Origin of the sequence: Roseococcus sp. SDR (assembly GCF_019083995.1) — a bacterium.
Lineage (GTDB): Bacteria > Pseudomonadota > Alphaproteobacteria > Acetobacterales > Acetobacteraceae > Roseococcus.
Window position 1 is genome coordinate 94,453 of record NZ_JAHRCU010000001.1, and the last position, 12,198, is coordinate 106,650.

At 70.3% G+C, this 12,198-nt stretch carries 11 protein-coding genes; 3 read left to right on the top strand and 8 right to left on the bottom strand.

Annotation, left to right across the window (positions count from 1 at the left end):
- Nucleotides 1-36 precede the first annotated feature (36 nt).
- A complete protein-coding gene (gene rutA / locus KTR66_RS00475; protein WP_213609267.1) occupies nucleotides 37-1,119 on the bottom strand; it encodes a pyrimidine utilization protein A in 1,083 nt (360 codons plus the stop codon).
- Nucleotides 1,120-1,262: 143 nt separating this feature from the next.
- On the opposite strand from rutA, the gene KTR66_RS00480 reads away from it, so the two are divergent.
- The 3 genes from KTR66_RS00480 to KTR66_RS00490 are packed head-to-tail and all read left to right on the top strand — an operon-like array spanning nucleotide 1,263 to nucleotide 4,265.
- On the top strand, nucleotides 1,263-1,919 hold the full coding sequence (locus KTR66_RS00480) for a GPP34 family phosphoprotein (protein ID WP_213609269.1): 657 nt from the start codon (nucleotides 1,263-1,265) through the stop codon (nucleotides 1,917-1,919).
- A 59-nt stretch (nucleotides 1,920-1,978) separates the two neighbouring features.
- Nucleotides 1,979-3,235: an epoxyalkane--coenzyme M transferase gene (locus tag KTR66_RS00485; RefSeq protein WP_213609271.1), complete on the top strand. Its 1,257-nt coding sequence runs from the start codon at nucleotides 1,979-1,981 to the stop codon at nucleotides 3,233-3,235.
- Nucleotides 3,236-3,290: 55 nt separating this feature from the next.
- The gene (locus KTR66_RS00490; protein ID WP_213609273.1) at nucleotides 3,291-4,265 is read left to right on the top strand and encodes a tripartite tricarboxylate transporter substrate binding protein; all 975 of its coding nucleotides are present in this window, start codon (nucleotides 3,291-3,293) and stop codon (nucleotides 4,263-4,265) included.
- 23 nt (nucleotides 4,266-4,288) lie between these two features.
- On the opposite strand, the gene KTR66_RS00495 is transcribed toward KTR66_RS00490, so the two are convergent.
- The 7 genes from KTR66_RS00495 to KTR66_RS00525 are packed head-to-tail and all read right to left on the bottom strand — an operon-like array spanning nucleotide 4,289 to nucleotide 12,172.
- Nucleotides 4,289-6,025 (bottom strand): hypothetical protein, encoded by a 1,737-nt coding sequence (locus tag KTR66_RS00495; protein ID WP_213609275.1) that lies wholly within the window; start codon nucleotides 6,023-6,025, stop codon nucleotides 4,289-4,291.
- Complete coding sequence (locus tag KTR66_RS00500) at nucleotides 6,022-6,429, bottom strand: GtrA family protein (protein ID WP_213609277.1); 408 nt, start codon at nucleotides 6,427-6,429, stop codon at nucleotides 6,022-6,024. The genes KTR66_RS00495 and KTR66_RS00500 overlap by 4 nt, the downstream gene beginning before the upstream one ends.
- Nucleotides 6,420-7,712, bottom strand: coding sequence for an NAD(P)/FAD-dependent oxidoreductase (locus tag KTR66_RS00505; protein WP_213609279.1), 1,293 nt, complete (start codon nucleotides 7,710-7,712; stop codon nucleotides 6,420-6,422). Before KTR66_RS00505 ends, KTR66_RS00500 begins: the two co-directional genes overlap by 10 nt.
- A 2-nt stretch (nucleotides 7,713-7,714) precedes the next feature.
- A complete protein-coding gene (locus KTR66_RS00510) occupies nucleotides 7,715-8,647 on the bottom strand; it encodes an NAD(P)-dependent oxidoreductase (RefSeq protein WP_213609281.1) in 933 nt (310 codons plus the stop codon).
- A complete protein-coding gene (locus tag KTR66_RS00515; RefSeq protein ID WP_213609283.1) occupies nucleotides 8,647-9,414 on the bottom strand; it encodes an SDR family NAD(P)-dependent oxidoreductase in 768 nt (255 codons plus the stop codon). Before KTR66_RS00515 ends, KTR66_RS00510 begins: the two co-directional genes overlap by 1 nt.
- Entirely contained in the window at nucleotides 9,411-10,754 is a 1,344-nt protein-coding gene (locus KTR66_RS00520) for an FAD-binding oxidoreductase (RefSeq protein WP_213609285.1), read from the bottom strand. The genes KTR66_RS00515 and KTR66_RS00520 overlap by 4 nt, the downstream gene beginning before the upstream one ends.
- Entirely contained in the window at nucleotides 10,751-12,172 is a 1,422-nt protein-coding gene (locus KTR66_RS00525; RefSeq protein ID WP_213609287.1) for a UbiA family prenyltransferase, read from the bottom strand. The genes KTR66_RS00520 and KTR66_RS00525 overlap by 4 nt, the downstream gene beginning before the upstream one ends.
- Nucleotides 12,173-12,198 lie beyond the last annotated feature (26 nt).

Here is a 12,198-nt window from a genome sequence, read left to right on the forward strand (position 1 = left end):
CGGCCCTGTGAGGGGCCGCCCCTTCTTCGTCGCGCCTCAGGCCGCCAGCGGCAGCCGGTCCTGGCGGCACTTCATCAGCGGCTGGATCTTCTGCCCGAAGTCATCCATGCCTTTGATGAAGTCGTCGAAGCACAGCATGATGCCGGCGACACCCGGCATCGCCGCCACCTCGTCCAGCATGCGCGCGCAGGAGGCATGGCTGCCCACGATCGTGCCCATGTTGAAGTTGATGGGCGAGGGGTTGCGCTGCACCACCGCCGCCATCGAGGTGTCCTGCGTGTTCACGTCCTGCGCCGCATGGCCCAGAAGATGGGCCAGGGCCGCACGGTCCGCGCCCTTCTCGTAGCTGTCCCACTTGGCCATGGCGGCTTCGTCCGTCTCGTCCGAGATCACCATGAAGAGCATGTAGGCGCCGACGTCGCGGCCCGTCTTCTTCGCGTGCTCCAGCACGCGGGCGGGGACGGAGGCGGATTTGGTCGGCTCGTTCACGCCCTCGCCCAGGCAGAAATTATAGTCGCAATAGGTGGCGCCAAACTCCATGCCGCGATCGGACTGGCCGGCGCTGACGATCTTGATGGGCTTGCTGGGCGGCGGGCTCAGCTTGCACTTGTCCATCTTGAAATACTCGCCCTTGAAGTCGCTCTCGCCGGTCTCCCAGAGCTCCTTCAGGATCTGCACATATTCGGTGCTGTAGTCGTAGCGCTTGCCGAAATGCGCATCGCCCGGCCACAGCCCCATCTGGCTGTATTCCACCTTATGCCAGCCCGAGACGATGTTGATGCCGAAGCGGCCGCCCGAGATGCTGTCGATCGTCGTCGTCATGCGCGCCACGATGGCGGGCGGGATGGTCAGCACGGCCGTCGAGGCGAAAAGCTTGATCTTGCTGGTCACGGCGGCCAGGCCCGCCATGAGCGTGAAGCTCTCGAGGCCGTGATCCCAGAACTGCGTCTTGCCGCCGAAGCCGTGCAGCTTGATCATCGAGAGCGCGAAATCGAGGCCGTAGCCCTCGGCCTTCTGCACCACCGTCTTGTTGAGCTCGAAGCTCGGCATGTATTGCGGCGCGTTTTCCGAGATCAGCCAGCCATTGTTGTTGATGGGGATGAAGACGCCGATATCCATCAGGGAATGCCTTTCGCCAGGGGAATCCGCGGGCCGGAATGCCCGGCCCTGCCAGATTGCCAGCAATTCATGTGCCAGCCGCCGCCCTGGACAGACGCTGCCGCTGCGAACAACATCGGCCCAACCCGTTGGAGGCCCCGCCCATGCAGCTCACCATGCCCGAGGAGATCATCCTCCTTCTCCTCGACGACAAGACCGGCCGCCCGATCGGCCTGCCCGCCCCGGCCGGCGACTATGCGATCGCCACCTCGATCCTGATGCAGCTTTCGCTGAACGGCAGCATCGATACCGACCTCGAGAAGCTGATGGTCACCAGCACAAAGCCCTCGGGCGACCCGGTGCTGGACGAGGCGCTGACCATGATCGCGACCACGCCCGGCCAGCGCGACAGCCGCCACTGGATCGTCGAGATCGGCCGCAAGACGGACCGCTTCCGCAGCCAGCTGCTGGAGAACCTCGTTGCCAAGGGCGTGCTGCGCAAGGAGGAGGGGCGCTTCCTCTGGGTCTTCCCCGACCGCCGCTATCCCAAGGCCGCCGAGGGTGAGCTGGACGTGATGGAGGTGCGCGCCCGCCTGCGCGCCGTGCTGCTGAGCAACGAGATCCCCGAGCCGCATGATTCGCTGATGATCGGCCTCGCGCGTTCCACCGGCATCATCCCCTTCATCCTGACCGCGCCCGAGCAGGAGAAGTTCGCCAAGCGCGTGGACCAGGTGGCCGATCTCGAGGAGCTGGGCCGTACCCTCTCCAGCGTCACGCGCGAGGTCTATGCGATGATGCTGGCCTTCGCCGGTTCTCACTGACTGACGCTTCGGGCGGGGTCTCGGCCCCGCCCCAATGAGAACAATCCCGGGAGACGCCCATGCCGCCCAGCGAGCGCAGCATCCGCACGCCTGAGACCGCGCGCATCCGCACGCCTGAGACCGCGCGCATCCGCACGCCTGAGACCGCGCGCATCCGCACGCCTGAGACCGCGCGCATCCGCACGACCCACACCGGCAGCCTGCCGCGTCCGCGTGCGCTGACGCGGCTGCATGCGCGCCGCGCTCGCGGCGAGGTGGTGGATGCGGCCGAGGTCGCGGCCGCCGCGGCCGCCGCCGTCGCCGCCATCGTGCCGAAGCAGCGCGAGGCCGGCATCGATATCCCCAATGACGGCGAGCAGGGGCGGGAATCCTTCGTCCTCTACCTGCGCGATCGGCTGACGGGCCTCGGCGGCTCCAGCACGCGCGGCGGCTTCCAGGACATCGACGCCTATCCCGAATTCAAGGCGGAGCTGCAGGCCAGCATGGCGGGCAAGGAGACGGCCAGCGTCACCACCAACCTGCCCGCCGCCATCGGCCCCGTGAGCTACATCGGAGAGGCCGCGATGGCGGCCGAATGCGCGCAGTTCCGCGCAGCACTCGGCGAGGGGGAAGGCTTCATGGCCGCCCCTTCGCCCGGCATCCTCGCCGCCATCGTGCAGAACCAGCACTACGCGACCGACGACGCTTATCTGGCGGCGCTGGCAGCCGCCCTTGGCGCCGAGTACCGCGCCATCCTGGATGCCGGCTTCACGCTGCAGATCGATTGCCCCGATCTCGCGCTGGAGCGCCATGGCGCCTGGCAGGACAAGCCGCTCTCGGCCTTCCTCGACTTCTCCGAACGCGTCGTCGCCGCCATCAACCGCGCCATCGCTGGCCTGCCGCGCGAGCGCATCCGCATGCATGTGTGCTGGGGCAATTACGAGGCGCCGCACGACAGCGACGTGCCCTTCGAGGACATCTGGCCCGTCATTCGTCAGGCTGAGGTCGGTGGGTTCGTGCTGCCCTTCGCCAATCCGCGCCACGCGCATGAGCATCGCGTCTTCCGCCGCCTGCCGCTGGCGGATGACCAGATCCTGGTCGCCGGCGTGATCGACACGCTGACCCATTTCGTCGAGCACCCGGAGGTGGTGGCCGAGCGCCTGGAGCGCATCGCCGAGAGCATCGGCGACGCCTCGCGCCTGATGGCCGGGACCGATTGCGGCTTCGACACCTCGGCGGGGCGCGGGCGCGTCGCCACCGATGTGGTCTGGGCGAAGCTCCGCAGCATGGCCGAGGGCGCGCGCATCGCCTCGGGCCGGCTCTTCGGCGGGGCGTGAGCCCATGTGCTGGATCTGCTCCGCAACAGGGGCGTCAACCGGGAGGAGACACAAGATGAAGCGCCGCAACCTGCTCATCGCCTCGGGCGCCGGCCTCGCCGCGCCCGCTCTTGCGCAGCCCTCCGCCTGGCCGGGCGGGCGGCAGGTGCGCATCATCATCACCTATCCGCCCGGCGGCACGACCGACTTCGTGGCGCGCGTCGTGGCGCAGCGCCTGGGCGAGCAGACGGGAGCGAATATCGTCGTCGAGAACCGCACGGGCGGGGGCGGCGTGGTCGGCTGGACGGCGGCGGTGCGCTCGCCCAATGACGGCACGGCCCTGCTGCTGACCGACAATTCGCTGGCCACCGCGCCGCCGCTGCACGCCAATCTCGGCTTCGACATCATGGCGGATTTCACGCCGATCTCACTGCTGGTGGACTACCCGACCGTCTTCGTCGTGCCGGCCAATTCCCCCGTGCGCAGCCTGCGCGATTTCGTGGAGGCCGCGCGCGGCCAGCCGGCGGATGCGAATTTCTACGGCTCGATGGGCGCTGGTTCCTCGCCGCATCTCTACACGGAATACCTGCAGGACATCGCGGGCATCCGGCTGACGCATGTGCCCTATCGCGGCATGGGCCCGGCCTTCACCGACCTGCTGGCCGGGCGCATCGGCCTGCTCATCGCGGCCCCGCCGACGGTGCTGGGCGCGATCCGGGACGGGCGGGCGCGGGCCATTGCCATCGGCACGCAGGGCGGGCGCATTCCCGCGCTGCCCGATGTGCCGACGGCGCGCGAGCTTGGCATCAACTTCACCTATTCCTTCTGGTACGGCCTGCTGGGCCCACGCGGGATGGACGCTGGGCTGGTCGCGCGCATCCAGGAGGAAGTCGGCCGCGTGCTGAACCATCCGGAGCTGCGCGACCGCTTCGTGCAGCAGGGTGCGACGCCCGTGGCGGGCGACGGTGCGGCGCTGCGCGGCGTGATGGAAAGCGACCTCGCGCGCTGGAGCGAGGTGGTGCGGGCCAAGAACATCACACTTCAGAACTGACGGGGTAGAATTGAGGCGGCGCGTCACTCCGTGACGGTCACGGCGCTGCCCAAGGCGCAGGCGGCATCCGCGCCCAGGATGCCGTAGGCGCGCAGCACCGTCCCGGGGCCCGCGGCGGCGCGGCCGACCCAGCCCACGCGCGTATCTGGCACCGCGCGCCCGGTGCCAGCCGGCACATCCGCCCGGCGCAGCGGGCCGCGGGCATAGCCCACGATCACGCCCGCCTCGTTGACCAGAAGCAGGCGATTGATCCGCGTGCGCTCCTGTCGATCCCAAGCCCAGCCTGTCGCCGCCGCGATCTGGCCCGGCGGTGGGCCGAGCAGACGTGCGCCATCCAGCGAACCGAGGCAGCGCCCCTCCGGCAGGACGCGCAGCGTGCCCTGGAGCGGCCGGCCCATCCACTCGGCATGCGGGGCGGCGAAAATCCCGCGCCGATGGGCGCGCAGGTCCGCCACGCGGGACTCGACGACCTCCGGGATGGGGAAGACCTCGCGGAAGGCGGCCTCATCCCGGACGCCGGCGATGAGCGCCGTCTCCGCCGGGTAGCGGGAGGCGACGAAATGCTCGAGCACGGCGACCGAGCGCGGCTGCTGCTGCAGCAGGGCCAGCACCGCCAGCACGACGATGGTGGAGGCGCCCACCGCCTGGAGCCGGCCACCACGATGGGCGAGCAGATGCAGCCAGAGCAGCAGCATGCACCAGAGCAGCAGCGCGGGCGTGCCGTAGCGGGGGCTGGTCGCCTGGATCCAGCCGAAGCTGTGCCGCCCCGCGGCCGTCACGAGCGCGGAGGCGACGATATAGGCGATCCCGGCCAGCAGCACCCACTCGACCGGGCGCAGCATGCGGCGGCGCAGCAGGGCGCGCAGCCCGAATGCGGCGGCCAGCGCCAGCCCGGCGCCGCCGATGAGAACGCAGGCGAGCCAGCCCGTGCCATCGGCTGAGACCGGCAGGCGCAGGATCTCGACGATGGGGCGGCCGAAGAAGATGGCGACATAGGCCGCGATGCTCCCCGGCATGCGCAGCGCATCGAGCGGCGAGCTGTGCGCCTCTGGCGAGACATGGCCCGCCATGAAGCCGGCCAACAGCAGCAGGCCCGCCGCCGCATAGGCCAGCACCTGCCGCCAGGGCCGGCCCGCCAGCAGCGCGATCACGGCCGCGATCGGCAGGACCAGCACGCCATTGGCCATGGTCAGCACGGCGGCCGCGCCCAGCAGGCAGGCGCCGAGCGTGGCAAGCCAGCCGGTGCCGCCCAGGAACACCACCGCGAAGCAGGCGGTGGCGAGCGCATAGACGCCCACGAACTGCGTCTGAAATCCCCAGGAGAGGTTCTCGTATTGCAGCGCCGAGAAGGTGATGGCGAGCGCCACGCCGAGCGCCACCACATCCGGCCGCCGCCATTCGACATTGCCCGCAGTGAGCAACCAGCCGAGCAGCAGCCCATGCGCCAGCTGGATCGCGAGGATCGTGCCGAAGTTGATCGCGTTGCTGCCGCCCAGCACCAGATCGAGCATGAAGCCGAGCTTGGGCAGCAGGATCAGGTGCTCATTGTGCCGGCCGAGCAGGATGCCGGAGATGTCCTCCACGCTCGCATAGTCGAGCTGGTCCATGAAGGGCATCGCGGTGTGCGACAGCCAGAGCCCGCGCAGCAGATGGGCGATGATCAGCAGGGCGCCAGCGAGTGCCACGGCCGAGAGGGCCAGCGCCGGCAGCGTCCAGCCGTCGCGAAGAAGGCGGGCCTGCAGCCAGGGGGGCCGGGTCATGCGTCGGTTCTCCGGCGGAAGGTGAAGGCCTTGTGCATCGCGTAGCTGGTCAGCACCGTGCTGCCCACACCCACCATGTGCGCCAGCGTCTCGGCCTGCCAGGACCAGCCGATGGCCGGCAGCAGCCAGCGCGCGAGCAGCATCGACACGGCCCAGACCTGGGCCGCCGCGACGGCGTTCACGAGGACGAAGCGCCCGGCCTCGTCCCGTGTGCTGCGGCCGGATCGTTCGAAGACGAAGCGGCGCATCAGAAGGTAGGCGGTCAGCATGCCCACGCCGTAGGCCAGGATGATGGCGGGCGAATAGGGCATCACCTGGCTGAAGGCGATGCGCGAGACCACATTGGCCATCGCCGCCGCGCCGCCCGAAAGCACGAAGCGCAGCAACTCGGGCGTCAGGCGCATGCGTCTTCCGCCATGCGGCGGCCCAGGCGCACGCTCTCGGCGATGCCGCGATCCTCGGGGTAGTAGTAGCAGGTATCGGCGATCTGCAGCCCGGCGATGGGCGTCTGCACGGGCGGCAGCGTGTCCAGGAAGTTCGGGCCGCAGACGGGTTGCGCGTGGCGCAGCCGGCCGACGCGCGCCTCCACCAGATCGGCGCGCGTCACGGCCGGGTTCACGCGGCTGATGCAGGCCAGCGATTCCGCGATGAGTTGCTCGTCGCTCCAGCCCCAGCGCGGCTGCGTGACCGGCATGTAGTAGGGGACATAGACGATGGCGTCCTCGCCGGCGGCGGGCCGCAGGTTGCTGAACTCGATGATGCCGGGGATGGGGATGTCGTCCTCGACGATGTTCACCCAGAAATGCGGGGTGACACGGCGCTTCAGGCGCAGCAGCACGCAGCAGACGCCGATATTCTCGATCGCGGCATATTGCGCGCTGAGCGCCTCGGGCAGGTCCGGCACCAGGCGGGGGATGAGCGGCGTGGGCACGGTGGAGATGACGTGGTCCGCCGGCACCTCGCGCCCCGCGGCGGTGCGCACGCCAATCACGCGGCCCGCCTCGGTGAGAACCTGCGCGGCGGGTTCGCCCAGCGCGACGCGCCCGCCCTTGCCCGTGATGTCGGCCATCAGCGCATCCACCAGCCTCTGCGAGCCGCCCTCGATATAGCCCAGCTCCTCCTGGAAGATGGAGCGGCGGGAGCGGCCGATGCGGCGCACGCGCGTCGCGATCCAGGAGGCGGAGACGTGATCGGCATGCTCATAGAATTTCAGCGCCATCAGGCGCTTCCAGAGCGTGTCATAGACCTCACGGCCCGAACCGGCCTCGATCCATTGCCGCGCGGTCAGCCGCTCGATGGCGGAGAAGTCGTTCTGCTTCGTTGTCAGGAACATCTGCAGCCCGGTGCGGAACTTCGCCGCCCAGGAGAGATGCGGGAAGCGCAGCAGGGAGAAGGGATCGCCCCAGCGATGCAGCCCGCCCTTCATGAAATAGCCCATGGAGGTGGGCACCCAGCGCATGGCGTCGCTGAGCCCGAGCTCCCGCAGCAGGGAGAAGGTGGGTTCGTCGGTCTTGCAGACGAAGTGGTAGAAGCGCTCGATCGAGACGCCGCCGAGGTCGAGATGCGCCGCCATGCCCCCCGGCTCGCGATCGGCCTCGATCAGCTCGACATCGGCGCCGAGGGTCACGGCGCGCTGTGCCGCGGCAAGGCCCATGGCGCCGGCGCCGAGGATGACGATGCGGGGCATGCTCAGAACTCCAGGACCACGTCGCGGTAGCGCGGATCGGTGAAGGTGCGGCGCAGCGCGGCCTCGAGCCGCGTCGGCGTTACGCGGAACTGCGCCGGCCAGTCGGTGACGGGGAAGGTCTCGGGGATCACCAGCGCTTCCAGCTGCTTCACGGTGAAGGGCGGGTTGCGGTCGAACTTCGCGTAGAGCCAGAGCAGCGCCCAGAAGGCGGAGTAGGGGATGTTCACGATGCGCGCGCGCGGCTTCACGATCCGGTGGATCATGCGGATCAGGTCGCCATAGGTGATGGTCTCGAGGCCCGAGATGTCATGCGTGCCGCCATGGCCCTGCATCAGGCAGCTTTCGATCACCGCGCAGAAATCATCGGCGTAGAGCGGCTGGCGCAGATAGTCGCCGCGGCCCGGGATGGGGAAGACCGGCGTGCGGTCCATGAAGCGGCGCAGCCAGCCCAGATGCTTGCGGTCGAACCAGCCGAACATCAGGGTCGGGCGCAGGATGGCACAGGGAATGCCGCTGCCGAGATAGAGCTTCTCCTGCAGCGTCTTGGTCTCGACATAGAGGTCCTGCGCACGGGAATTCACGACGGAGGAGGAGATGCCGACCATATAGGGCACGCCGGCGCGGACCATCGCCTCCAGCACGCGCTCGGTCGCCGCCACGTTGTTGGCGATGTATTCGGCGCGGTCGAGGCCGCCGATCTGCGCCTGGTTCACCACCACCGCATCGGCGCCGGCGAAGGCCGCCTCCCAGGGGCCGGGCCGCGAGAGATCGGCCTCGATCACCTCGATCCCCGGATGCAGGCGGCGCAGGATGGCGGTGTTGGCCGGGTGCTTGTCGATGCCGACAAGGCTGAGCCCCGGCGTCTCGACGAGCCGGGCCACGAGGTTCTGCCCGACGAGGCCGGCCGCGCCGGTGATGACGATGCGCTTGGCCATCAGATGTCGAGCCTGTTGAAGATGCGGGCGGGCAGGTGGCGGATGATGAGCATGATCAGCCGCCAGCGCCCGGGCGCGTAGACGATGGGGCCGCCCCAACGTCTATTGGTGTCGGCGGCGCGGCGGATGATGCGCGCCACCTCCTCCGGCTCGGCCCAGCCGCCGCCCGTGCGGTCCATGCCGGCGGTCATGGCGGTGCGCGTCGGGCCCGGTTTCACCAGCACGGCGCGGATGCCGGGGGGCGCGCCCGGGCGGCCGAAGCGATGCGCGATGCCTTCCATCAGGGCGGCGATGCCGGCCTTGGCCGCGCCATAGACGAAGTTCTTGCGCCGTCCGCGATCGCCGGCGACGGAGCCGATCACGATGAGGCTGCCGCGCCCCTGCGCCTCGATCAGCGCGGCGGCGGCCAGCGCCCAGAGGGCGGCGGAGGTGAAGTTCACGTCCAGCGTGCGGCGCGCGGTCGCGGGGTCGCGCTCATCCTCGGCCTGCGGGACCATCAGGCCATAGGCGAGCAGCACATCGTCCAGCCCGCCCATCGCGTCGCGCATTTCGGCGAGGCGGGCGGCGGGCTCGGCCTCGGAAGCGAGGTCGAGCGTGAAGACCGGCACGGCGGTGGCACCGCGCGCCGTCAGGTCCGCCGCCACCTCCGCGAGCCGCGCCGCGTCTCGGCCGACAAGGCCGATGACGGCGCCCTCGGCCGCATAGAGCCGCGCGGTCGCGACCGCGATGCCGGAGGTGCCGCCCAGGATCAGGACGCGCCGCGTCATGGCTGCGACACCCGGCGCCAGAAGGCGGAGGAGAAATGCGGGTCCATATGCTCTCGGAATCCTTCCCAGGCGGGGTAGCCGGCTTGGAACATCGCGGCCGGCATGCGGCCATCCTTGGCGGGGTAGAGACGGCCGCCCGCCTCGCGCAGGATGGCGTCGAGCCGCGCCAGAAGGGCCAGCGTCGGCGCGCCGCGATTGGCGAAATCCAGCGCCAGCGTCGTGCCCTCCATCGGGAAGGAGAGCAGGCCCGGCGAGGGCAGGGCGCCGAAGGTCTTGAGCACGGCGAGGAAGGAGCCTTCGCCCGCTTCCGCGATCGCCGTGAGCATGGCGCGCGTCGCCTCGCGCTGGGCGGCGGGCGGCACCACGCTCTGGTACTGGAAGAAGCCGCGCTTGCCGTAGAGGCGGTTCCAGTCGGCGATGCCGTCCAGCGGGTAGAAGAAGGGGAGATAGGGCACCTGGCGCAGCCGGCCCGAACGCCGCCGCCCCATGGCGAGGTAGAGCGCGTTGAAGGCGCCGATGCTCAGCCGGTTCAGCGCGAAGCCCGGCGCATCCATCGGCATACGCAGCAGCCTGGGCGGCTCGACGGCCTTGAGGCCGCCCGTCGTCGCATGCCGCCCGCGGGAGAAGATGCCGCGCCCGAGAGCGGCGCCCTTGGCCAGGCAATCCACCCAGGCCACCGTGTAGTCCCAGCCGGCGGAGGCCTCGGCGATGCGGAAGAAGCCGTCCAGATCCTCGAAGACCTCGTCCTCGACCTCCATGACGGAGCTGGCGATGGGCAGCAGCTCCAGCTCGACCCAGGTGATCAGGCCGGTCAGGCCGAGGCCGCCGATGGTGGCCGCGAAGAGGGGATCACCCGCGCGCAGCACATGCTCGCCGCCGTCCGAGCGCAGCAGGCCCATGGCGCGGACCCAGCGCCCGAAGGTGCCCGCCCCGTGATGGTTCTTGCCATGCACGTCATTGGCGACGGCGCCGCCCAGCGTGACGTGGCGCGTGCCGGGTGTCACGGGCAGGAAGAAGCCCTGCGGCACCATCCAGGCGAGGATGGCGGCGAGGCTGAGGCCCGCCTCGGCCCGCAGCAGGCGCGTCGTGGGGTCGAAGCTGATCGCGCGGTCCAGCGCGGGCGTCAGCAGCACGGCGCCCCCCGGGTTCAGCCCGCTATCGCCATAGGAACGGCGAAGCCCCATCGCCAGCACGCCATGGCCCGGCCGCGCCGCCACCGCCGCGCGGAGCGTGGCCGGCAGCTCATCCCGCCAGCTCGGTGCGAAGGCGAGCTGAGGCGCGCGCAGGGTCCGGCCCCAACTGGCGAGGCCCGAGGTCTCGATGCCGCGCGCGGCATTCATAGGGCCAGCAGGTAGGCGACACCCACGGCCGCCCCCAGGCCCCAGCTCGTCCGGTCGCGGATGGCGAAGCTCACCGGGTCATCCTGCATCTCGCCGCGATGGGAGAGCAGCCAGATCCGCCCCATCCAGATGGCGATCAGCAGCGGCGGCGCCCAGAGCCACCAGGGATCGGCATAGGGCACGCGCAGGAAGGCGTCCTGCATCAGGTAGAGCACAAGGACGATGAGCGAGCCCAGCGCCGCCGCGACGCCCACGACCAGGGTCAGCTCCGCATCGGCCGGGCGGTAGCCGCGCGCGGCGAGCGATGCCGCGCCTTCGGGCCCGGCGCGCAGGATCTCGGTGTGGCGCTTGGCGGTGGCGAGCGAGAAGAAGAAGAACAGCGCGAAGGTCATCAGGTAGCCCGAGACCGGCTGGCCGAGGGCCGCGACGCCCACCAGGATCCGCAGCCCGAAGAGCAGCGCGATGATCAGCGTGTCCAGCAGCGGCACGCGCTTCAGGCCGAAGGAATAGGCCAGGGTCAGCGCCAGATAGGCGGCGAGGCCCGCGAAGAGCGGCACCGAGACCAGCAGCCCCGCCAGCAGCGCCACCATGACGCCGAGAACGCCCGCCGCCAGCGCCGCGCGGATGGGGATGCGCGCACTCGGGATCGGGCGGTGGCGCTTGGACCAATGCGCGCGGTCGGCCCGCAGGTCGGCCAGGTCGTTCAGCAGGTAGGTGGAGGAGGTGAGCAGCAGCAGCAGCGCGAAGGCCAGCAGCGCCTCCATCACATGCCCGAAATCCCGCCAGCCCTGGCCGAGGATGAGGGGGACGAAGACCACGAGGTTCTTCGAGGCATGATGCAGCCGTCCGGCGCGCAACCAGTCGCGCCAGCCGGCGCGCTCGCCCGCGAATTCGGCGACCACGGGCGGGCCGAGGCTGCGTGCGGCGGCGGCGGTGGCCGGCGCCGCCCCGGCCAGCACGATCCCGGCCGCATGGCGCCAGACAGCGAGGTCGGCCCGGCTGTCCCCGGCATAGATGAAGCCTTGGGGGAAGAGTTCCACCAGGGCGGCGGCCTTGGCCTCGCCCTTCAGATTGTGGTCGCGCGAGCCGATCACGCTCTCGAAGAGGCCGAGTTCTGCGGCCACGGCATCGGCCACGGATTGATGCGCGGCGGTGCAGAGATGCAGCGCATGGCCGGCCTCGGCGCAGGCGCGCAGCCAGGCGAGCAGGTCCTCGCGCAGGGGAAGCTCCGCCGGCTCCAGCGGCACGCCCTCGGCCAGGGCGGATTTCACGGCGAGCCGGCCGCGCGGCAGGGCCAGGAGCGCCGCCGCAGCGGCGCGGGGGTGATGGAACAAGGCGCGGACGAAGCTCTCATCCAGCGTATCGGTGCGCAGCAGCGTGTGGTCCAGGTCCACCACGATGGGCAGGCGGTCAGCCATGGCGTGCGCACGCCTTCCTGTCACAT